Below are 22,720 nucleotides of genomic sequence, written 5' to 3' on the forward strand. Positions count from 1 at the left end.
CCAGCGCATGTGCAGCTGGCCTCTTGCCATGCCTCCCGAACGAGCGCCCTGGGGAGGAATCCGCTGTCGGGAGGCACTGCTCCAACTGCTCCTGCCCATCGGTGGGGCGGTGGGCAGGAGCGTCCGGAGAGTTGTTATGCCACGGCGTGGAGGCCGCGACGTCTGGCATATAGCCAGATCCCGAGCGCCACCAGCACCACTCCCCCAGCGCCGCCGAGTACCCAGGCGGAGCCACCGGTGATCGCCAGTCCCGGAACGACCTGAGTGGTCGTCAGGCAATCAGGATCGTCCGATTCCGGCGCACAGTTCGCGCCGGAATCCAGCGGCGTCACCACGATATTGCGGATCTCTCCCACGCGCGTCGTCGTGATCGAGTACGTCACCGAGATGCTTTCACCGATCGCAAGCGCTCCCTGCCAGCGCAGCACCGGCTTCTCGTACGTCGTGCCCTGAGAAGCATCGTCGTTGTAGACGCCAAGTTTCAGCGCCGAGCTGAGGTCGTCTGTGAACGCTGCGGGGCGCGCATCCGTGTAGTCGACCTGTCCAGTGTTGGTCACGGTGATCGTGTAGGTCACAGTGTCGCCCACCGCTGCGGTACTCGTGGACGCCTTCTTCGTCACGTGCACGGATGCGACGGGCGTCTCCACGATGCATTCCGTGCCGATGGCGCAGCCGCCTGCAGGCCCGTCGGCGAACACCGCGTTTCGGAGGATCCCGTCACCCGTTGCCGGCTTAGTGGTGGTGACGGAGTAGGTGACGACCACCGACTCGCCCACCGCCAATGGCCCGGACCAGGTCAGTTCGTCTCCGTCTACCGCGCCGCCCTCCGAGATGTCTCCGTTGTAGGAGGCATCGTCGAGGACGTCAGAAAGGTCATCGACGAAGGATGCCGGAGCATCCGCCGTGTACGCGACCTGGCCGGTGTTCGTGACCGTGACGCTATAGGTGACGACTCCGCCGAGGATCACGTCTTCGACGTCCGCGGCCTTCGAGACCGTGTACGACGCGACGTGCGTCTGAGTGACGCACTCCCCCTCGATGCACTCGCCGCCGGGGGCGGAAGGCATGACGACGTTGCGCAACGTGAAGTCTCCCTCGACGGGAACGTCCACGGTGACCGAGTACGTCACCTCGACGCTCTCGCCGACGGCCAATGGGCCACTCCAGCTCAGCGTGTCACCATCCACGGTGCCGCCGTCTGAGACGTCATCGTTGTAGGTGGCGTCGTCGAGAACACGCGACAGGTCGTCGGTGAAGGAGGCGGGCTCCTCCTGTGTGTAGGCGACCTCGCCTGTGTTCGTGACAGTCACGGTGTAGGTGACGGTGTCACCCGGAAGTACGGATGCCTGATCCGCACTCTTCGAAACGGTGAAGGATGCCGCGGGAACGTTGGCCACACAGTCGGGGTCCGTCGAACCCGGTGCACAGTTGCCACCGATCCCTTCAGGCGCCACGACCGCGTTCTCGAGTCGGTGATCACCGGTGAGCGGATCGTTGACCGTCACGGAATAGCTCACCGTGACGCTGGTCCCGACCGCAAGCGAGCCGGACCACGACAACACGCCGTCGACGTACTCGATGCCTGTACCGCTGTCGCTTGTCGCATCGCCGTTGTAGGTGGCGTCATCGAGCACCGCCGCGAGGTCATCCGTGAAGGAAGCCGGCATCGCATCGGTGTAGTCGACCTGACCGGTGTTGGTGATGACGATGCTGTACTCGACGACATCACCCGGGACCACCTCGGTCGATGCGGTCGTCTTTGCCAGATGGAATGACGCCAACGGTGTCCGAGTCGTGCACTCCAGGTCGCATTCTCCGCCGGGCGCCGTTGGAATCACGGCGTTGACAAGCGTGTAGTCGCCGAGGATCGGGTCATCGATGGTGACGGAGTATGTCACCGTGATGCTCTCACCCGCCGCGACCGGACCGGTCCATGTGAGCGTGTTGCCGCTGACAGTGCCGCCCGCAGAGACGTCGCCGTTGTAGACGGCGTCGTCGAGCACACCTGCGAGATCATCCGAGAAGCTCGCCGGGTTCGCCTCGGTGTAATCAACCGCGCCGGTGTTGGTCACCGTGATCGAATAGGTGACTACACCGCCGGGAAGCGACGTCGCAGCATCCACCTGCTTGCTCACCGTGTACGAGGCCACCGGTGTTTCGACCACGCAATCGGTGTCCGTAACGCACACTCCGCCTGGGGCGGTGGGGGTGACCGAGTTGCGCAGCGTCTGGTCGCCACTGATCGGATCGTTGACTGTCACCGAATAGGTGACGGTCACGGACTCGCCGATTGCCAGCGCTCCAGCCCAGGCCAGCACCGTTCCGTCGACCGTTGCACCAGATGACACATCGTCGTTGTAGACGGCGTCATCCAGTACAGCGGTGAGGTCATCCGTGAAGGATGCCGGTGCCGCGTCGGTGTAGTCCACGTGCCCCGTGTTCGTGACGGTCACGCTGTATGCGACCACGTCACCTGGCATCGCGGTAGGGACGTCGGCTGTCTTCTCCACGGAGAACGACTGCACCGGTGTCTCCACCACGCATTCGAGATCAGGGTCGCAATCGCCACCGGGACCATCGGGCATCACTGCGTTGATGAGAGTGCCATCACCCGTCGCCGGGTTGTTGACCGTGACGGAGTACGTGACGATCGACGTCGCACCCACATCGACCGAGCCGGTCCAGCTGAGCTCTTCGCCTGCGACACTGCCTCCAGCGGTGACATCGCCGTTGTACGTGGCGTCGTCGAGCACCTCGGACAGGTCGTCCGTGAACGTCGCCGGGTAGTCGACATCGAACGCAACGGCGCCGATGTTCTCGACGGTGACCGTGTAGATCACGACATCACCGGGCACGACGGTCGCCGGGTCAGCAGCCTTCGAGACGAGGTACGACGCGATCGGTGTCGTCGTCGCGCATTCGCCCTCGATGCACTCTCCGCCCGGAGCCGTCGGTGTGACGACGTTGCTCAGGACGAAGTCGCCGGTGACCGGGTCGTCCACCGTGACCGAGTAGGTCACGGTCACGGCCTCGCCCACGGCGAGCGCTCCGCTCCACTCGAGCAGATCGTCGGTGACGACACCGCCGGTGGACACATCGTCGTTGTATGCCGCGTCGTCGAGCACACGCGACAGGTCATCGCTGAACGACGCCGGCGAGCCGGCCGTGTAGTCGACGGTGCCGGTGTTCGTGACCGTCACGGTGTAGGTGATGATGTCACCGGGAACCGCGCTCGTCACATCCGCGCTCTTGGAGAGCGAGAACGATGCCGCCGGAATCTTCTTCGTGCAATCGGGATCATTCGATCCGATCTCACAGTTACCCCCGGGCGGCGTCACCACGGTGTTGTCGAGGCGACGGTCGCCGGTGGCGGGGTCGTTGACGGTGACGGAATACGTAACAGTCACGGATGCGCCGATCGCCAGTGGCCCGGTCCATTCGAGCACGCCATCGACGTATTCGACGCCCGCACCGCTGTCGCTGGCCGCGTCGCCGTTGTAAGTTGCGTCGTCGAGGACCGCGGCGAGGTCGTCGCTGAAGGATGCAGGTTCGGCATCTGTGTAGTCGACCTGACCGGTGTTAGTGATGACGATCCGGTAGTCGACGACACTGCCGGGGACGACTTCGGTTGACGCGGAAGACTTCTTGACGTGGAAGGCAGAGACCGGGGTCTCCGTCAGGCACACATCGCAGGCACCACCGGGGGCGGTCGGTACGACCTCGTTGTTCAGCGTGAAGTCGCCGGTGACAGAGGCATCGACGGTGACCGAGTACGTCACCTCTACACTCTCCCCCACTGGCAGCGCACCAGACCAGGTGAGCGTGTTGCCGCTGATCTCACCGCCGGTGGAGACGTCGTCGTTGTAGACGGCATCGTCGAACACCCCGGACAGATCGTCGGAGAAGCTCGCCGGTTTGCTCGTCGTGTACGCAACTTCGCCCGTGTTCGTCACGGTGACCGTGTAGTTGATGATCCCGCCGGGCAGCACAGAGACCTGATCTGCTTCCTTGTTCACGGTGAACGACGCGACCGGGGTCTCGGTGATGCATTCTGCATCGAGCGCACATGTGCTTCCGGGAGACGGGGACGTGACAGTGTTGACGAGGTTTTGGTCGCCGCTGATCGGGTCGTTGACGGTCACCGAGTAGCTCACGGTGGCGGACTGTCCCGCTGCGAGCGGGCCGGACCAGGACAACACCGTGCCGGAGAGTGTCGCACCGGCGGACGCGTCGTCGTTGTACACGGCGTCATCAAGGACCGCCGCGAGCTCGTCGGCGAAAGCCGCCGGTACCTCGTCGGTGTAGTCGGCCCGACCGGTATTCGTCACGATGACGGTGTAGGTGACGACGTCACCAGGCATCGCCGAAGCGACGTCGACAGTCTTCTCCACGGTGAGCGAACGCACCGGGGTCTGCGTCTCGCAGACGAGTGCGGGATCGCACTCGCCGATCGTCTGGTTCGGTACGACCGCGTTGCCGAGAACGCCGTCACCAGTCGCCGGATCGTTGACTGTGACGGAGTAGGTGACCGTCACCGTCTCTCCGATGGCGAGCGGGCCGGTCCAGCTGAGCTCGTCGCCCGCCACTGTGCCGCCGGCGGAGACGTCGTCGTTGTATGTCGCGTCGTCGAGCACCTCCGCGAGATCATCGACGAACGACGCTGGTTCTGCCGCATCGAAGGGGACGGCTCCGGTGTTCACGACCGAGACGGTGTAGGTGAGGATCTCACCGGGAACAACGGTGTCCTTGTCTGCGGTCTTCGAAACGCTGTAGCTCTTGATCGGTGTCGATGTGCACTGCCCGCTTGCGGGGTCGCAATTCGGGTCTGGTTCCTCTCCCGGGTTCACCAGGTAGTTGGCTGCGGTGCTGTCGCCACGCTCTGCCGCAGGCTTCACCGTCACGGTATAGGTGATCTCGGCGCTTGCGCCTGCCGGCAGCGTGCCGCGGATGGCGATGATCCCCGCATCGGGTCCTGTCGCTGTGACGGTTGCCGTGTCGGATGCGACGGCGGTTGTGATCGTCGCGTCGTCGAGCACGCCGTTCAAGTCGTCGTCGCGGTTGACTGCGACATCGGTCGCGCCGGTGTTGGTAACGACGATCGTGTAGGTGAGCTCCGTGCCTGCGCTCACCGGATTCTCCGAGGCGACCACGGACTTGGCGTAGGTAACCCCGCTGATCGGAGTGGTCGTGCAGTCCGGCTGCTGCGGATCGGTCGGCACGCACACATCGGCCCCCGGAGGTGTCTCTCCCGGCGGAAGCAGGAAGTTCGTCGCGATGCTGTCGCCGCGCTCGGCATCCGGCAGAACGGTCACGGTGTAGGTGACGGTGTACTGCTCGCCTACCGGCACCTCGCCGCTGATCGCGATCTCGTCCCCATCGCGCACGACGGTCAACCCGTTGGGCGAGACCGGCTCGATGGTGACCTCAGCATCATCGAGAACGTGCACGAGGTTGTCCACGGCGTTGACCGTTGCCGGGGCTTCCCCTGTGTTGTTGAAGAACAGCGTGTAAGTGATGGTCGATCCCGCAACTACGGGATCCGACGACGGCGTCGCTTGCTTCCACTGCGTCAGATCAGAGCCAGGTATCTGCACAGTGTCGCAGCTCGGCTGGCCGGCAGCCGTCTCCGAGGCGGGAATGCACGCCCGGTTGTCGAGGAGCTGGTCGCCGGCACCCGTGTAGACGACCGAGTAGGTTACGGTGGCCGACTCGCCGACACCGAGGGCGCCGGACCAGGAGAGCTTGGGCTCGACGTACATCACGACCCCCGACGACAAATTCCCGAAGACGTAGGTGGCGTCGTCGAGAACCTCAGTCAGATCATCGGTGAAGGTTGCCGGCTCTGCCGCGGTGAACACACCGGGGCCGACGTTGGTCACGACGACGGTGTACTCGACGCTCTCCCCGACCGCGGGAAGGTCGGTGCGATCCGCGGTCTTCGTGATGGTGAGCTTGGGCAGCAGGAACTCGACCTCTGCACAGCTCTCCCCGGTCACCGGGTCACGACCGTCGACGGGCGGAGCACACGTCGGAGGAGTCGAGTCCGTCGGGACGTTGGGCTCCCACGCCACGTTGCGGACGTCGCCATCGCCGCCCGCAACCAACGTGACGGTGTACTCCAGCTCGACCGTCGCGCCGGCAGCGAGTGCACCAGACCAACTGAGTGTCGGAGCGGTGTAGGACACCGTGCCTGGAAGCGTCGCGGAAGCATCAGCGTTGTAGGTCGCATCGTCGAGAACTGCCGAGACGTCGTCGAACACATAGGCGGGATCCGCGTCGGTGTAGTCGGCAGCACCGACGTTGGTCGCTGTGACGATGTACGTCACCGTGTCGCCCACGCGCGTGTCCTGCGTGGCGTCAGACTGCTTGGTGATCTCGAGGATGCGAGGGCATACCTCCGCGGAATCGGAGTTGTTCGTCTCATCCGGGTCGAGCTCGTTGCCGAGCACGGTCGCGGTGTTGCTGAAGCAGGCCACCGCTGTCGCAGAGGAGGTACCCGTGATCGTGATCTCTACGCTGTCCCCTGCAAGCAGGCGACCGCCCGCGCAGTTCACCGTGTTGCCGTTGGCGGTGCAGGTGGCGTCGGCGCTCGTGACAGTCACGCCCGTCAACTCGGCCGGTACGACGTCGGAGAAGGCCCAGCCGCTTGATTCGCCGGGGCCGTTGTTCATCACCGTGAGGGTGTATGTCACGTCACCACCGGGAACGAACGTCGGCGGAGCGGCCTTGTCCATCACCAGATCCACCGGGTCGCCGGGGATCGCCGTGCCGTCATTACCCGATGAGGGAGGACCTGCGGACATCGAGATGACCTCGAACGTGGGCGTCGCGGAAGCGCCATCCGTGATGCGAAGCTGCGCAATGTTGCCGGTGCCGTTGTTGGAGAATCCGAGGTTCCCGTTTCCGAACTTCCAGGCTGCACCCCAGGCGCCACCCACCGCACCCGGAATCACTCCGGGGAAGTTTGTGAGGATGCCCGTGGTCGGATCGATGCGGGCGATTGTGCCGGCCGGCTGAGCGGCGTTGTAATTGAAGGCCCAGAGGTATCCGTCGTGGAACTCGAAGTCTGCCAGCGTCCAGTTCGTGCCGGTGATCGTGGCACCGGCGGTGATCGCTCCCGTGGCGGGATTCGCCTGGTAGAGAACGGCCGATATGCCCACCCCGCCATTGGTCGTGTAGAGCCGGTTGTTTGCAGGGTTGAACGCACCAGCCCACTGCGCCACTGGGTAGGTCGCCGAGCCGACTCGGGTCACGAAACCGCCCTCGCCGATGCGCACGAACGCGTTCCGCGGAATCGCTCCGATGGCGGTGATCACTGCGCCATAAACAAGCTGAGTATCGGCGTTGTAGCTGATCGCGTTGTAGTTGCCGCTGGCGATCGGACCACCCTCGGGCGTGAATGCGTACGTGCCGTCTCCGGAGGTCTCCGAGCGGTACATCCCCGTAGGGTCGCCTGTTTGCGACTGCGCGACGAATACCGTAGGCCGTGAGCCATCGAACGGATCGCCCGGCGCGGCGCTCGCGGTGGGAGCTGCCAGCGGTGACACTGCTGCGAACAATCCGACGACGAGTGCTGAGGCGGCGAGGGCAGCGATACGCCGCATGTGCTGTCCGAACCCGAGCTCCTCTGTGCCACGTCCGCGTGTACGGCGTCTCTGCGCATTCCTCATCACTGCTGCCCCCTCGGCGCTCAACCACTGCCACGCCGCTGACGTACGCGCGACGAAGTCGGGCGGCACGTGCAACGGCAACGCTGTGTGTCTCTGTCGCTCTGCGGACCGGAATATCGCAGGGCGACTTGACTCCGAATATAGGGTTCGGCGGTGCCCGATTCGATTCCCGCCACGACATGGCCACAAAGTTCGCCCCCGGTTAACCCCCACGAACAAGTCGGAGCGCGCCCGTGCCCACGATCGAGGGGTTTCCTACCAGGTCAGGCTGATCGATTCACGCACATCGTTCGGCGCTGCGGCGACGTCGAACAGGTACCGCTACTTGGCAACGCCGAGTAGCGAGTTTTCCCTTCACACCGCTCACACCGGGCATCCAGGAATCCGGGAGGCCACACACAGGGACGCTGATGCAGAATCGTTACCTTGCGCACTTGACCCGACAGCGCGCCGGCCATTCGGCCCCCGTTACTTCAAAGGATCGTTACGTTCGTCATGCCCGAAACTGCTCTGCTCACCCCTGTCCGCCCACGCATCGCCGCCCTTACGCTTGTCGCCGGCGCAGCGATCGGCGTTCTCGCCACCCTTGGTATCGCCACCGCAGCCCCCGCATCTGCGGCAGGCCCGGCTCGAGCTGTCGTTATGGAGGCGGCTGACCTCGGCATCGGCCTCGAGGAGGCAGAAGCTGCGACCGCGGCGTCGCGCGCTGCGTTGAACGACGCAGCCGTCGTCGTCACGGATGCACGCTCCTCCGGACTCGATTTGGGCCCAGACTCCATCGCGATCGATACGGCGGGGCTACTGAGCGCGCTGGATCGGCTCGATGACCCCGATGCGGACGCGGTACTGGATCGCGTAGAGCGCACCGGCGATCTGGCGTCGGAAACCGAGCAGGTGGTGACCCAGAGCGCGGCCGTGCGCGAGCGATTGGATGCTGCGGTCGCACAGAAGCAGGCGGCAGAAGCTGCCGTGGCTGCCCTCGCGGCGGCCAACACTCCGGATGGCGCTCGGGCCGTGGCGCAGCAGATCGCGGCCAGCGATTACGGCTGGGGCGCCGACCAGTTCTCCTGCCTGAACTCGCTGTGGCAGAAGGAATCCGGCTGGGATTACCAGGCGTATAACCCCTCCGGCGCCACTGGCATCCCCCAGTCACTGCCCGGAAACAAGATGGCAAGCTTCGGCGCCGACTGGCAGACCAACGCCACGACCCAGATCCGCTGGGGCCTGGACTACATCCAGCGCGTGTACGGTTCACCGTGCTCCGCGTGGGGTCACTCGCAGGCGGTCAACTGGTACTGAGTCTCGGTACGCTCGAAGGTGTCGCCTCCCCGGCGACACACCCCCGCAGAGAGGCCCAGCCCACACGATGTCTCCGGATTCTCGACCGCGTCGCACCAAGGCCGTATCGACCAGGAACGCGACCTTCCAGTATTGGGAGACCCTGCTCGGCAATCGCACCAAGCGCAATCGCGCGGGAGAGATGATCGTGCAGGGCGTGCGCCCCATCAACTTCGCGCTGGCATCGGACCTGTCGCTGCGTGCGGTGCTGATCACGCATGGCAGCACACGCTCGTCGTGGGCGTCGGAGACGATCGAGGCTGCGGAGCGCGCAGGTGCGGTGCCGTATCTGGTGGCGCCGGAGCTGATGGCAGAGCTCGGCGAGAAGAGCGATGACGCACCGGAACTGCTGCTGATCGCCGGCATTCCGGCGGATGATCTGTCGCGCCTGCCGACGCCGGCGGACGGGCTGTACGTGGCACTGGATCGCCCAGCCTCACCAGGCAACATCGGCTCGATCGTGCGCACGGTCGATGCGCTCGGCGGGCACGGCGTGATCACCACGGGCCACGCCGCCGATCCCTACGACCCGCAGGCACTGCGAGCTTCGACGGGATCGGCGATCATGACCCCGACAGTGCGGCTTTCCAGCATCCGTCAGGTTCTCGATTGGGTCGCGCAGTTGCGCGACCAGGGCATCAATGTGCAGATCGTCGGCACCGATGAAGCCGGCACGGCTGATGTTTGGGACGTCGATCTCACCGGTCCCACCCTGATCGTGACCGGCAACGAGCACTCCGGAATGTCGGCCGCGTGGAAAGAGGCGTGCGATGTCCTCACTCGCATTCCGATGACCGGGCACGCGTCTTCCCTGAACGCGGCGAATGCGACCGCGGCCATCCTTTATGAGGCGACCAGGCAGCGCCACACCACGGGGAGTCGTTCCACCGAGTGACTCCCACCCATACCCCGGGTGGGTATAAGGTTGGGCGCATCATGACCTCGACACACCACGAGCACCATGGCGGGCGTGAGGGCGCAGAGCACGACTCGCACGGACAGCACGCAGAGCACGCGCCCGACGCACACGGCAGTCACGCAGAGCACGATAGTCATGGCGGCCACGCAGGGCACGGCGGGCATGGCGATCACGCCGGCCAGTTCCGCCGATTGTTTTGGATTATGCTCGCGCTCGCGATCCCGACGGTCGCGCTGTCCGGCATGTTCGCGATGATCGTCGGATACCCGCTTCCGGATGCCCCGCTGCTGCACTGGGTCTCGCCCGCACTGGGAACGGTCATGTATCTCTGGGGCGGTAAGCCGTTCCTGGTCGGCGCGGTCAGCGAAATCCGCTCTCGCAAACCGGGCATGATGCTCCTGATCGGCTTGGCCATCACCGTCGCATTCGTAGCGTCCTGGGGCGCGACGCTGGGGCTGCTGCACCACGAACTCGATTTCTGGTGGGAACTCGCACTCCTCGTCGTGATCATGCTGCTGGGGCACTGGATCGAGATGCGCTCGCTCGCCCAGACCACATCAGCTTTGGATTCACTCGCCGCGCTTCTCCCCGACGAGGCCGAACGCATCGAGGGCGATGACGTCGTCACCGTCGCTCCCGCCGATCTCATCATCGGCGACCTCGTCATCGTGCGGCCGGGCGGCAGCGTCCCTGCTGACGGACGCATCGTCGACGGGCGGGCATCGATGGATGAATCCATGGTTACCGGAGAGTCCCGCACGGTGAGCCGCAGCGTCGGTGACCAGATCACCGCGGGAACCGTCGCCACCGACTCCGGTCTTCGGATCGAGGTCACCGCGACGGGCGACGACACGGCGCTCGCCGGCATCCGTCGTCTGGTAGCCGACGCGCAGAACTCGTCTTCTCGCGCGCAGCGCCTGGCCGACACCGCCGCCGGCTGGCTGTTCTGGTTCGCACTGGGTGCCGCGCTGCTCACCGCGCTCATCTGGACGCTGGTCGGGATGCCGGACGCCGCCGTGATCCGCACCATCACTGTGCTCGTCATCGCCTGCCCGCACGCTCTGGGCCTTGCCATCCCGCTTGTGGTGTCCATCGCCACCGAGCGTGCGGCGCGCGCTGGCGTACTGGTCAAGGACCGTCTGGCACTCGAGAGTATGCGCACGGTCGACACCGTATTGTTCGACAAGACCGGCACCCTCAGCAGAGGTGAGCCGGTCGTCTCCGAGGTGGTCGCGGTCGACGGCCTCGACGCCGACCGGGTGCTGGTGCTGGCAGCGGCGGCGGAAGCCGACAGCGAGCATCCACTCGCGCGGGCCATCGTGCGCGCCGCCGCCGACAAGCAGCTGGCCGTGCCCGACAGCTCCCAGTTCGCGTCCTCGCCTGCTGTGGGTGTCACCGCCACGGTCGAAGGTCGCACTGTTCGCGTGGGCGGGCCTCACCTGCTCAGCGAAGAACGCGTCGATGAGCTCGCGATCGCCGAGAAGTGGCGCGCCGACGGCGCGATCATCCTCCATGTCCTCGACAGCGGCCGGGTCATCGGTGCGCTCAAACTCGCCGATGAGATCCGCTCAGAATCGCGCAGCGCCGTCGACGCGCTGCACGGTCTGGGCCTGCAGGTGGTGATGATCACGGGAGATGCGGAAGCTGTCGCCCAGGCGGTCGCCCACGAACTCGGAATCGATCGTGTCTTCTCCGGTGTCCGTCCAGAAGACAAGGCCGCACAGGTTCAGGAACTCCAGCGCGAAGGCCGGAAGGTCGCCATGGTCGGTGACGGTGTGAACGATGCGCCCGCTCTTGCCCAGGCGGATGTCGGTTTGGCGATCGGCGCAGGAACGGATGTTGCCATCGCATCGGCCGGTGTGATCCTCGCCAGCGACGATCCGCGCTCTGTGCTGTCTGTTATCGAGCTGTCTCGCGCCGCCTACCGGAAGATGCGTCAGAACCTCTGGTGGGCCGCGGGTTACAACCTCATCTCCGTGCCGCTCGCCGCCGGCGTCCTCGCACCGATCGGTTTCATCCTGCCGATGTCGGTGGGCGCGATCCTGATGTCACTGTCCACCATCGTTGTCGCGCTCAATGCTCAGCTGCTGCGCCGGCTCGATCTTCGTCCCACTACGATGACACGCGGCATCCTCGAACGCTGATCACGCGGGATTGACCGCGGCGTCCGCATCTCCGGAAAGCCAGCGCAACCAGCGCGCGCCGGGGTCCCCCTCGAGAACGAGAGCTCGGACGAGCAGCGTCAGCGGAATCGACAGGATAGCGCCGAGCGGACCGATGACGAACGTCCAGAAGATCACCGAGAAGAAGCTCAGCGTCAGGCTCAGGTTGACCGCGTCGCTGACGAACTTCGGTTGCACGAGCACTTGCAGTGTGACGTTGACGACGATGTAGATCGCGATGACGATGAGCATGAGCGGCCAGCCTCCGACCACAAACGCCAGCATGGCCGGCGGAAGCAGACCCAGCACGAACCCGATGTTCGGCACGAAGTTCGTGACGAACGCAAGAATCGCCCACACGATCGGCGCCGGCACATCCAACGCCCACAGTGCAAGCCCGTCGACGATGGCGACAATGGCACCAAACGTCGCGTTGACGATGTAATAGCGACGAACACCCGCGTTGAAGGTGTGAAAGCGTGCGATGGCCGGGCGCGCGGCGGGACCGAACGATGCCTCTGCGCGCGCGTACCGCGATCCGTCGGCGGCCATGAAGATGACATACGCGAGAACGAAAAAGAACGCGGTCAGCACGGCGAGAACAGACCCGCTGAGTGACGAGACGAACGACAGTACGTTCGCGGGCTTGAGGATTGCGGCCGTGGCCTCGGTCACCTCGCTGCCGAGCCCCACTGATTGCAACCAGCCGGTCAGATCACGTACGGATGCCTGGAGGTCGCTGTACACATCGCCGACGAGCTTCGCGAACTGTGCGCCCGCGTAGATGAGCATTGCGGCGAGCGCGGCAAGGATCAGGTACGCAACGACGATGACGGCGGTAGTCGCTGCCCAGCGCGGCCATCCGCGTTTTTCGAGCGGATGCCGCAGCGGATGGCAGATGATGACGATGACTGCGCCCAGCGCGAGCGGCCCGATCACCTCCCGTGCGAAGAACATCCCCGCGAGCACGACCACTGCGGCGGCAAGCCCGATGAGAACGCGCAACGCCGGCGAGAGAGCCGGGGGTGCGGGTTCCGGAGCAACTGCTGTCGGGGCTACCAATCTCCTGCGCTTCATTGCGCCAGGCTATCGGACGGGTTCCTCCTCTCCTGATTGCGGAGGTCGGCGGGGACGGAACCTGCGGAGCGCACCTCGATGCGCTCGTCCCCGGAGACAACTCATGCCGAGCGAGGATTTCACACACGGTGGTAAGCGGGCTCAAACCGGTAGCTTTGGTCAAAGCGGGCAGAACATGACGTGCAGCCCCACATCGCCTTCCGCTGGGTGGCGAAAGCCGCCTGGGGTGGTTCCAATTATGGTGAAGCCGAGCGACTCGTAGAGCCTGATTGCGTAGGAGTTGGTCTCGGCGACAGCATTGAACTGCATCCCACGGAAGCCTCGCGCTCGTGCCCAGCGGAGTGAGTCCGAGACGAGCGCCCGCCCTCCCCCTCTGCCCTGGTGGTCTGGGTCCACCATGTAGCTCGCGCTGGCAATATGGGCGCCAGGGCCAGCGCGATTTGCATACATATTTGCGGTTCCGACCACGCCGCCACTGGCTGCTTCAGCTACGACCACGCGACCCGGCGCCCGCACCATCCACGCCGCCTCGGCCTCTTCCTCACTCAGTTCCGGGGAGTAGGTGAAGGTGTCTCCCGCCGCTACGATCTTTTGCAGGAAGGGCCAGATAGTGGGCCAATCGGCGGGGGTAGCGTCGCGAATCAGCATCAAGCCAGTCTGCTCCTTCGCCCACGAAACCGCGACCTTGAGGCGTCCGGTCGACACGAAGACGGTCTCGTGCCCGACCTGACCCGTCTAGACGCAGCTCCGGGGCAGCCTGTAAAGATCATCACGAGGCGCCTCCGTTCGTGCAGACCTCTGAATCACCGTGCGGCGAGTATTGCGGCGGACAGCCACCGGCCGAGGTCTCGGAAACTGGGTCCGTCACCGTCGCTCTGCTCTCGGCGAGCGCTGTCCAGGAGAGCCGCATCCGGATGCGGTTGATCATTGATGATCGAGACCAGTTCGAGGTAGCGCCCCTCGGTGGCGTTGTATTCCGGATCCTGGAGCGCCTCGAGAGTGGTGCTGTCGAGATCGCGATAGCGGCCGGCGAGCCGCCGTCGGAGGTCGTCGTCGGCTGCGACTCCGAACGCCTGCGCCAATTGCTCGACCATCTGTGCGGCGAGGGCGATCACCTGAGCGTCATCGGCGGCGAATCCCGCCTGGTGAGCAGCCTTCAGCTTCGGCGTCAGATCAGCGCCCGCCGAGTTGATGAAGTTCTGCACGTGAGGTTTCGCCATCTCCGAGCCGGGAAACTCCGCGTACGTCTCGTGCAGATAGGAACGGGTCGCCGCGCGGAACCGGTCATCTCGCAGCAGCTCCGCCAAGGTGACCCACGCATCGAGCTGCTCTGGGGCGGGGTCCGCCGGCAGCATCGGCTGCGCTGCACGGATCCGCTCGATCGTCTCCGCCGGAAGCCCTGCGGAGACGTCCTCCAGGAAGTCGTCGACCAGCCGCTGACGCTCGGCGTCGGACATCGTCACCAGTTTGCGCAGAAGGTTCGCGCGTTCGGCCGTGCCCTCCTGCCGCACAAGCGCGCGGAGCACTGCCCGCTTCGACTGAATATCCTTCGACCGTTTCTCGATGACATCGAGATGTTCAGCGAGAATATCGCGCAGCGATGTCGTACCGGCGAGGACGCGGCGCACCTGATCCAGGCCGGTCTCGAGGTCGCGCAGCGTGCGGACGAACTCCAGGCGGGCGATCGCATCCACGTCATACAGGCGGTGACCGCCGTCAGTCGCGTCCGTCGGGTGCACGAGCCCTTCATCGGCGTAGTAACGGATGGCGCTGACGCTGAGCCCGGTGCGATGCGCGACTTCGCCGATGGAGTAGAGAGTGTCATCTGAGATGTTCATGTTCCCACCTTGCAACCTCAAGCGGCTTGAGATGCAAGTCGGCGTTTGGACGCTGACACTCCGCACCCCCGATTGATCTGCCGCACAGGTCGCACTGTTAGCGTCGCCCGTCAGCGAAAGGACAGTTGAGTGAGTCGCAAAATTTGGGTAGGGCTAGGCGTCGCAGTTGCATTGTTGGGCCTCGTCGGATGCAGCAGCACCGGTTCAGAGGAACCAGCTGAGAGCAGTCAACAGGAGGGTTCATCGCAGCAGCCTGATCTGGAGGGCGTCCCCGACGTGGTTGCGGAGGTGAACGGCGTGGAGATCACCAAGGACGAATTCGTCAGTATCTATGAGATGCAGTTCACGCAGTGGCAGATGCAAGCGCAGCAGACTGGCGAAGCGCTCGATCAGGATCAGTTGCGCACGCAGACGGCGGAAGCGATGGTCGACTCGGAACTCCTCTCGCAGGAAGCTGACGAACGCAAGATCGAATTGACTCAGAATGAACTTGATTCCGCACTGGAGCAGCTCGCCGCAGCCAACCAGATGGGATCGACGGACGAACTACTCGCAGCGCTGAAGGAACAGGGCATGGGCGAGGAAGAGGTGTACGCCGAGCTGGAAATGCAGCAGCGGGTGGACCGACTTCTGACTGAGGAAGTCGGCGATACGGAACCGACCGAGCAGGAACTTCGCGAAATCTACGATCAGGCGGTAGCCCAGCAGGAGCAGTCCGGTGGCGAGGCGCTGCCGACATTCGAAGAGGTGAAACCGCAGATCGTCGAACAGGCCGTGAACACCAAGAAATCCGAGGCTTACCAGGCGCTGGCGGCCCAGTTGCGTGAAGAAGGCGAGATCACACTGCATCTGTGATCCACTCGGGATAGGTTGCCGGGATGAAATGGATTCTCTACGACATCGGTGGCGTCCTCGAAATCGTCGATGATCACAGTTGGCCGCAGCAGCCCCCTATCGATTCGGCCGGCGCAAGTACCTCATCCCGCGTTACGAGTTCAGACCGTTCGCTCACCAAAGAGGAATCAGCCAGCGTCACTGCCTCGACATCAGCGACGTCTGCGGTGACGACTTCCGAGGCAACGGCGGGAGTGGCGAATCCGCAGAATAGGGCTATGAGCACCCCAGAGAATAGTAGCTTGCAAGCATTTCGAAGCATCTAGATGAGGGACTGCTGCATGAATAGGTGACATCTGAGTTGGCTAGCCCGGCGGGCTGGCCTGGAAGGATGGCATCATGCCTAAGCCCTATCCGCGAGAGTTCCGTGACGATGTCGTGCGCGTCGTGCGCAACCGCGAGCCCGGTGTGACCATCGAGCAGGTCGCGAAAGACTTCGGAGTTCATACGGTGACGTTGCACAAGTGGTTGCAGCGTGCGGCGGTCGATGACGGGGTCAAGCCCGGTGTGACGCGCAGTGAGACCGTGGAGTTGCGGGAGGCGCGTCAGAGGATTCGGCTGCTGGAGCAAGAGAATGAGGTTCTGCGACGTGCGGCGGCGTATCTGTCGCAGGCGAATCTCCCGGGAAAAGGTTCTACCCGCTCGTAATTGAGCTCGCCGCTGCGGGGATCCCCGTGACGGTGACGTGTCGGGTTCTGAAGCTTGCTCGTCAGCCTTACTACCGGTGGCTGGCTGACCCCATCACGCGTAGCGAGGTGGTGGAGGCATATCGTGCGAATGCGTTGTTCGATGCGCACCGTGACGATCCTGAGTTCGGTCACCGGTTGCTCGCGGACGAGGCCCGTGACGCTGGGGAATCGATGGCGGACCGGACGGCGTGGCGGATCGCGGCTGCGAACGGCTGGTGGAGCGTGTTCGGGAAGAAGCGGGGCAAGAACGGCAAGAAGCCGGGCCCTGCCGTTCACGATGATCTCTGCACCGTGACCGATGAGAACGGGCGGGTGAGGCACGTGTTCACCGCCGATGGTCCGAACCGGCTCTGGCTGACCGACATCACTGAACACAAGACCGCGGAGGGCAAGCTCTATCTCTGCGCGATCAAGGACGTGTTCGCCAACAAGATCGTCGGGTACTCGATCGACTCCAGGATGAAGTCGAGCCTGGCCGTTCGCGCGTTGGAGAACGCCGTTCAGATGCGTGGTGATGTTGCCGGCTGCGTGGTCCATTCCGACCGCGGGTCGCAGTTCCGAAGTCGGAAGTTCCTGCGCGCTCTGGCCCGCCACCGCCTGGTCGGATCAATGGGACGGGTCGCGTCATGCGGAGATAACGCGGCCATGGAATCGTTCTTCGCCCTGTTGCAGAAGAACGTCCTCGATCGCCGTTCCTGGACCACCCGCGAGCAGCTGCGCATCGCGATCGTGACCTGGATCGAACGGACCTACCACCGACGCCGCCGGCAGGCCACTCTGGGGCGTTTGACGCCCGTCGAATTCGAGACCATCATGAACACGACCGTCGCACTGGCGGCGTGACTAGAAACTGTCACCTAACCGTGCAGCAGTCCCTGACCTTCGTTTAGTGGGTGGACACGACAACGTCACCCGTCCCGGGTTCAGGAAGCGGAGTAGTGACGAGTGCGATAGTCGCCGAGACCGCCAATACAGCGGAGACAACCGCGACGGATATCACAATGACTCGCCATGACCATGAGCGACGTAGGATCGGGCGCTCGACGAGGTAGTGGCTCGCCCCGCTCAGCGCCAAGGTCGCGACCAGTGCGACGGGGACGACAAACCCTGTCCCTCGCAACGGAGTCTGCTGAAGGAATACCCAAACCAGCCAGTGCCAGAGATACAGCGCGTAGCTCCAGCGGCCCAAAAGCGCCAGCGGTCGCAAAGCGAAGAGCCGAGCAAGTGGGCTTGCAGGGGCGAGAACGAGGCATCCGATGAGTGTCGTCGCTAAAAGACCTGAAAGGGGCAACTCGACCGTAAAGAACAACGGGTTTGTGACATCGGAGGCTGTCCACAATGCGATGAGCACGACGACGGCCGCGAATGAGAACGCCGACACGATACGCGCGTACTGACGCGTCTGTTTCCGTGTTTTTGGCGTCAATAGCATCGATGCGCGTTGTTCTCGGCGCGCGAGGAACAATGCGAGTGCGCAGCCACTCAACAACGCTCCGCTTCGCGTATCTGTGCCCAGGTAGATCCGGTCAACGCCGACACTGGCGAGCGATGTGGTCGCGAACACCGCTGTCCACAAGTACGCCGCGATTGCGGCCGTGAGCATGACCCGCAATCGCAGAGCCGGCGCGATGAAGCGAACAAGAAGGACGAAGAGCAACGGGAAGATCAAGTAGAACTGTTCCTCGACGCCCAACGACCACAGGTGCGAAAGCGGGTCACGGTCGCTTGTCAGCGACCAGTACCCACTCGAGCCGAAGATTTGCCACCAGTTCGCGGCGGAGATGAGCGTTGCAAGAGTGCCCTCGAATACAGCGTGCCGGAAGCTGGCAGATACCTCCAGCGTCCATGACCAGATCGCGACGGCGATGAGGATCAGTGCAAGAAGGGGGAAAATGCGCCGAAAGCGCCGCTTCCAAAACTGCGAGAGGCTGATACGTCCGGTGGCATCATGCTCGCGAATGAGAGCACGCGTGATGACGAAGCCGCTAATAACGAAGAACAAGTCGACGCCAAGGAACCCTCCGTTCGGGCCAAGACCGAAATGGAAGGCGATAACCCCGGCCACAGCGATCGCCCGCAGACCGTCGATCGCATCGATCCGTACGCCACGTCCAGCAACGAGCGGGAACACCGAAGCCCGCGGGGAATGCGCCGTTGTATCCGCTGTGATCTGGGTCACGAAGTGGCGAACATCTGGTTGAGGATCCAGCGGGCAAGTCGGTCACGAGATTCGCCAGCCGGGTGCCCGGTGTCGTCAAACACTTGGATGCCATCGATCGATGGCGGGCAACCGTTCTCAGTGCAGATTTGCCCTCTTAAGGAAAGTAATGTGACGGCAACGGATGTGTTGGCCTCGGCTGTCCGACTCTGCACTCCATACATCGCATCGGAGTTGATGTCATCGAGAAAAACGTGCGCGCCGCCAGCAGACAGGGTGTCGATAGCTTCGGACGCGTTGTCGATCCACCGTTGCTGCACGTCCTCGTCCGCGATCGACGTGGCGACATCGCCCTCTTCAAGAATCTGTTGAGCAACATCCCAGAAAGAAGTCGTGAAGTACACGTAATCCGGCTGATATTCCTGGACAAGTTCCGGCCAGCGCGTTTGCCAGGTATTGCACTCCGGGTTCGTTGGAGCCATCACGCCGCCGACCTGCTGCTGTTCGGGAAGCAGAATGCCGCAACCGCCAATCGCGGCGTTCACAATCGTAACGTTGCGCGGCTCACCTGCGGCCACTACCGCGGCCATTCCCTCGCCAAGAGCGTGAGCCAGAGAATCCCCGACCACCAGCACGGTCGCGTCACGCACGTGGTCGTCGAGCGCGACGTTCCCCAACTGTGGCTCGAACGTCCCAGTACCACCGGACGATATCTGAGTACTGCAGCCGGATAGACACATGATTCCAAGAAGGGCGGTGGCCGCTATCGCCCGTGACACAGATGACATGCATCGACTCTGCGGGGTTACGGTCTGTGTGTGCTGAAGTTCCCCGCAGAAACACTTCGGAATCACCTTGATCTCACCCGCTGGGAGCCAACTTTCTTCAGTCGCGGCCGGCCTCTAGGATCTTCTGCGCCAGCAAGACCGGGTTCGTCAACATCACCTCGTGGCTTCCGGGGAGCTGAACGAGGCGAGCTCCCATGAGCCGACCAGACATACGCGGGTGCCATCCCCACTCACCGGGCGGGAGCGCTGTGTCTTCCGTGCCGTTGATGAAGCTGCGTCCCACCTGCGACAACGTGGCATAGAAGCGATCCAGTGGCAGCTTCTCGAGCATCGGATCGAAAGGTTCCGAAGACAGCAGATCAAATGTCGACTCGGCGAGCTCGAGCGTCGCATCCTGGATGAAGTTCTCACGCCAGATCGAGAACGGCAGACTGACGGTGCGGTCAGGGGACGTCTCCGCAAGGTGCGCGAAAAGGTCTCGATAGTGTGGCGGCGCCTCATCCATGAGGGAGTTCCCGGCCTCCGGGACGAACGCATTCCAGAAGATCAGGCGACGGATGCGAGCGGGGATCTCCTCGTACACCCGGGCAATGACAGTGCCACCGTAGCTGTGTCCGAGAAGGATAATCTCCGAGAGCCCTGCCCCGACAATCGCATCGACGATCGAGGCGACTGCGTCTGCGTGGGTGGCCGACTTGTCTCCATCCTTACCGTGGCCGGCGACCGTCGGAGTGAAGACCTCATGCCCGGCGTTGCGCAGTTCAGCGGCAACGGGCTCCCACATCGAGCCGTCATGCCAGGAACCATGAACAAGTACGTAAGTAGCCACCGTGGTGTCTCCATTTCATCGGATGATCATTGTCGGACCTAGCGTTGCAGCCAGGCGAGTACAGCCAGCACCCGGCGGTGCGCCGAGCCAGAGCCATCGAGACTCAGTTTGCTGAAGATTGATGTGGCGTGTTTCTCAACCGCACCGACGCCGATCACGAGACTTTCAGCAATACCGGCGTTGGTGCGGCCCTCCGCCATCAGCGCGATGACTTCGCGTTCCCGAGGGGTGAGAGCTGCGAGCGGATCCCGGCGGCGCCCGAGGAGCTGGCTCACGACCTGCGGGTCGAGCACAGTTCCGCCGTCGGCAATCCGCGCGACAGCATCCTTCAACTCATCGATTGACGCGAGCCGGTCTTTCAGCAGATAACCAAGACCCGTGTCTCCAGCGGCGAGCAATTCCACCGCGTAGGTCTCTTCGACGTACTGGCTGAGAAGCAGGATGCCGACATTCGGATGCCGTCGGCGCAACTCGATGGCCGCACGCACCCCCTCATCGCGAAAGGTCGGGGGCATCCGTACGTCGAGCACGGCGAGGTCGGGCTGCAGCTCCGTCACCTCGGCGAGCAGGGCATCCGCGTCGCCGTAGGCGCCTACGGTCTCGTACCCGGCCTCGTCGAAGAGTCTGATGAGACCTTCGCGCAGAAGCAGGGAGTCTTCGGCCAACACGATTCTCACCACTGTGCGATCGTCATCCCTCTGGCCTGCCATCCGATCAAGATACCGTGCCCTCTGTCGCCTGATACGGGATGCTGGCCGAAATGACTGTCGGACCGCCTGCCGGACTCGTGAGGTGGAGGCTGCCGCGGAGTCCGTGGATTCTTTCGCTGAGACCGGCGAGCCCGTGCCCAACTGCAGCGTTCGCTCCTCCGACGCCATCATCGGAAACGACGATCGACAGCAGGTTTCCCGCGCCGGCAATCGCCCTGGTCGAGTCGACTGTGAGCTCCACCCGCGACGCAGATGCGTGTTTCGTCACGTTCGTGAGAAGTTCTGCCACCACGAAGTATGCGCTGCGCTCGACCTCGGGCGGGAGCGTCTGACCGATGAGTGTCAGCGTTGTGGTGACGGGAACTGTGCTTCGTCCGGCAAGCGAATCGATTGCAGCGGCAAGACCGCGGTCTTGCAGGATCGGTGGCGCGAATCCGCGAGACAGCTCGCGGAGCTCTTCGAGGGTGTCGCGCGACTGCTGCATGGCGCCATCGAGTAGCGCGCGGGCAGCACCCGGATCGCTCTCAAATTTGCGTCCTGCGCTAGCCAGATCGAACTGCAGCCGCACGAGCCGCTGCTGAGGTCCGTCGTGGATGTCGCGCTCAAGGCGGCGCAGCGAGTGGTCCTCGGCGGCGACCGCCGCACCACGCGACGCGCCGAGGTCGGCGACCTCTCGCTCGAGCGCCTCTGAACGGAATGCGCCGAGAACACCTACTGCGAGTCCATGGTGCAGCAGGATGAGCCCCCTGGCCACCCATGGCAGCGTCACAAGGAAGACGACGCCGGCCACCGCGTACATCACGCTCTCACCATTGAAACGCCCGAGGTAGCTGTCTGCTATCTGGAAACCAGGGAAGAAGAACCGGAGTGCGACGTCGTGCAACCAGACGTCTTGCTCGCTCTGCGGAAGGAATCGACCCCAGAACCAGTAGCTGACGCCACCGAGACCGACTGCCACCCACACGAGGCTGACGGCCCATGTGAATACCCCCAGGATGAACCCGAGCAGCACCGTGTGCAGCAGATAGAGCCAATAGTGAGCGTTGCTGAATAGGTCTTTGAACCAGCCGACGAGTCCCGGACGATGCACGACCGGCGTCCAACCAGGCCGGGCGATGGCCGGAAGTCCGGCCCAACTCAGCCTGGTGAGTTCTAAGGTGCCGAAGGCGCGGGCGACGAACAAGGCGGCAGCGAGGATGAAGAGGCCGATCCAGATAATCAGCGTCCCGAGACCGGCAGCGAAGAGCACCCACCCGATTGAGAAACCCACCGTCACGATGGGGAGCGTAAGTAACAGGAAGCCCAGCTCACGCGGAAGGGACCGCCACAGCCTGCCGTAGCCAGAGCCGCGCGTCGGTCGTTCGATGGGCGGCGAAGAAGTCACGTGTCCCAGCGTGTCAGAATCGCCACCAGGTTGGGTGCTGAGTAAGAGATTGGTCATAGATCCACCCTCGCTTCACCTGCTTCGAACAACCAGCAGGCCAGCATCCGATTCTCCACGGGGGTTATCCCCCGTGGGCGCTGCCGCTTGTCGGCGGCGCTTGAAAACTGGACAGTAGCGGCGCTTGAAAAGTGAACACTCAACTATTGGAGAGTGATCACTTTGGAAGATTGGGCATTGATTCGGAGGCTGGCCGCGGAGGGCGAG

General features: G+C 63.8%; 14 protein-coding genes. 5 read left to right on the plus strand and 9 right to left on the minus strand.

Annotated features, from left to right (window positions below; translation table 11 throughout):
• Positions 1-134 precede the first annotated feature (134 nt).
• Entirely contained in the window at positions 135-7,604 is a 7,470-nt protein-coding gene (locus tag ACSS7Z_RS14530; RefSeq protein WP_438255588.1) for a DUF7927 domain-containing protein, read from the minus strand.
• A 561-nt stretch (positions 7,605-8,165) separates the two neighbouring features.
• On the opposite strand from ACSS7Z_RS14530, the gene ACSS7Z_RS14535 reads away from it, so the two are divergent.
• The 3 genes from ACSS7Z_RS14535 to ACSS7Z_RS14545 all read left to right on the plus strand — a co-directional run bounded on the left by ACSS7Z_RS14535 (position 8,166) and on the right by ACSS7Z_RS14545 (position 12,071).
• Positions 8,166-8,969 carry an aggregation-promoting factor C-terminal-like domain-containing protein gene (locus tag ACSS7Z_RS14535; protein ID WP_438255589.1) on the plus strand — a complete coding sequence of 268 codons (804 nt, stop codon included), beginning with the start codon at positions 8,166-8,168 and terminating at the stop codon, positions 8,967-8,969.
• Between the two features lie 67 nt (positions 8,970-9,036).
• Positions 9,037-9,903, plus strand: coding sequence for a TrmH family RNA methyltransferase (locus ACSS7Z_RS14540; RefSeq protein WP_438255590.1), 867 nt, complete (start codon positions 9,037-9,039; stop codon positions 9,901-9,903).
• Positions 9,904-9,944: 41 nt separating this feature from the next.
• Positions 9,945-12,071, plus strand: a complete 2,127-nt coding sequence (locus tag ACSS7Z_RS14545) for a heavy metal translocating P-type ATPase (RefSeq protein ID WP_438255591.1) — start codon at positions 9,945-9,947, stop codon at positions 12,069-12,071.
• Here ACSS7Z_RS14545 and ACSS7Z_RS14550 read toward each other — a convergent pair whose 3' ends face one another.
• From ACSS7Z_RS14550 to ACSS7Z_RS14560, 3 genes are all read right to left on the minus strand, one after another.
• Complete coding sequence (locus tag ACSS7Z_RS14550) at positions 12,072-13,166, minus strand: AI-2E family transporter (RefSeq protein WP_438255592.1); 1,095 nt, start codon at positions 13,164-13,166, stop codon at positions 12,072-12,074.
• A 159-nt stretch (positions 13,167-13,325) separates the two neighbouring features.
• Entirely contained in the window at positions 13,326-13,871 is a 546-nt protein-coding gene (locus ACSS7Z_RS14555; RefSeq protein WP_438255593.1) for a GNAT family N-acetyltransferase, read from the minus strand.
• Positions 13,872-13,969: 98 nt separating this feature from the next.
• Positions 13,970-15,004 (minus strand): helix-turn-helix domain-containing protein, encoded by a 1,035-nt coding sequence (locus ACSS7Z_RS14560; RefSeq protein WP_438255594.1) that lies wholly within the window; start codon positions 15,002-15,004, stop codon positions 13,970-13,972.
• A 129-nt stretch (positions 15,005-15,133) separates the two neighbouring features.
• On the opposite strand from ACSS7Z_RS14560, the gene ACSS7Z_RS14565 reads away from it, so the two are divergent.
• Both ACSS7Z_RS14565 and ACSS7Z_RS14570 read left to right on the plus strand, forming a co-directional pair.
• The gene (locus ACSS7Z_RS14565; protein WP_438255595.1) at positions 15,134-15,859 is read left to right on the plus strand and encodes a SurA N-terminal domain-containing protein; all 726 of its coding nucleotides are present in this window, start codon (positions 15,134-15,136) and stop codon (positions 15,857-15,859) included.
• A 378-nt stretch (positions 15,860-16,237) separates the two neighbouring features.
• Positions 16,238-17,430, plus strand: a protein-coding gene (locus tag ACSS7Z_RS14570) for an IS3 family transposase (RefSeq protein ID WP_438255596.1) whose coding sequence is annotated in 2 segments (ribosomal slippage) — positions 16,238-16,522 and positions 16,525-17,430 — 1,191 coding nt in all. Because the reading frame shifts where the segments join, the coding sequence is not laid out codon by codon here.
• Between the two features lie 43 nt (positions 17,431-17,473).
• Here ACSS7Z_RS14570 and ACSS7Z_RS14575 read toward each other — a convergent pair.
• The 5 genes from ACSS7Z_RS14575 to ACSS7Z_RS14595 all read right to left on the minus strand — a co-directional run bounded on the left by ACSS7Z_RS14575 (position 17,474) and on the right by ACSS7Z_RS14595 (position 22,513).
• Entirely contained in the window at positions 17,474-18,766 is a 1,293-nt protein-coding gene (locus tag ACSS7Z_RS14575) for an acyltransferase family protein (RefSeq protein WP_438255597.1), read from the minus strand.
• Positions 18,763-19,533 (minus strand): SGNH hydrolase domain-containing protein, encoded by a 771-nt coding sequence (locus ACSS7Z_RS14580; protein ID WP_438255598.1) that lies wholly within the window; start codon positions 19,531-19,533, stop codon positions 18,763-18,765. Before ACSS7Z_RS14580 ends, ACSS7Z_RS14575 begins: the two co-directional genes overlap by 4 nt.
• 97 nt (positions 19,534-19,630) lie before the next feature.
• On the minus strand, positions 19,631-20,362 hold the full coding sequence (locus ACSS7Z_RS14585) for an alpha/beta fold hydrolase (RefSeq protein WP_438255599.1): 732 nt from the start codon (positions 20,360-20,362) through the stop codon (positions 19,631-19,633).
• A gap of 38 nt (positions 20,363-20,400) precedes the next feature.
• A complete protein-coding gene (locus tag ACSS7Z_RS14590) occupies positions 20,401-21,072 on the minus strand; it encodes a response regulator (RefSeq protein ID WP_438255600.1) in 672 nt (223 codons plus the stop codon).
• Between the two features lie 4 nt (positions 21,073-21,076).
• Positions 21,077-22,513, minus strand: coding sequence for a sensor histidine kinase (locus ACSS7Z_RS14595; protein WP_438255601.1), 1,437 nt, complete (start codon positions 22,511-22,513; stop codon positions 21,077-21,079).
• Positions 22,514-22,720 lie beyond the last annotated feature (207 nt).

Source organism: Microbacterium wangyouchuni, from assembly GCF_051546305.1.
Lineage (GTDB): Bacteria > Actinomycetota > Actinomycetes > Actinomycetales > Microbacteriaceae > Microbacterium.

Excerpts from the sequence above, each read along its gene's own strand:
- ACSS7Z_RS14530 (WP_438255588.1), bottom strand. The coding sequence starts at position 7,604 with ATGCGGCGTATCGCTGCCCTCGCCGCCTCAGCACTCGTCGTCGGATTG.
- ACSS7Z_RS14535 (WP_438255589.1), top strand. The coding sequence starts at position 8,166 with ATGCCCGAAACTGCTCTGCTCACCCCTGTCCGCCCACGCATCGCCGCC.
- ACSS7Z_RS14540 (WP_438255590.1), top strand. The coding sequence starts at position 9,037 with ATGTCTCCGGATTCTCGACCGCGTCGCACCAAGGCCGTATCGACCAGG.
- ACSS7Z_RS14545 (WP_438255591.1), top strand. The coding sequence starts at position 9,945 with ATGACCTCGACACACCACGAGCACCATGGCGGGCGTGAGGGCGCAGAG.
- ACSS7Z_RS14550 (WP_438255592.1), bottom strand. The coding sequence starts at position 13,166 with ATGAAGCGCAGGAGATTGGTAGCCCCGACAGCAGTTGCTCCGGAACCC.
- ACSS7Z_RS14560 (WP_438255594.1), bottom strand. The coding sequence starts at position 15,004 with ATGAACATCTCAGATGACACTCTCTACTCCATCGGCGAAGTCGCGCAT.
- ACSS7Z_RS14580 (WP_438255598.1), bottom strand. The coding sequence starts at position 19,533 with ATGTCATCTGTGTCACGGGCGATAGCGGCCACCGCCCTTCTTGGAATC.
- ACSS7Z_RS14590 (WP_438255600.1), bottom strand. The coding sequence starts at position 21,072 with ATGGCAGGCCAGAGGGATGACGATCGCACAGTGGTGAGAATCGTGTTG.
- ACSS7Z_RS14595 (WP_438255601.1), bottom strand. The coding sequence starts at position 22,513 with ATGACCAATCTCTTACTCAGCACCCAACCTGGTGGCGATTCTGACACG.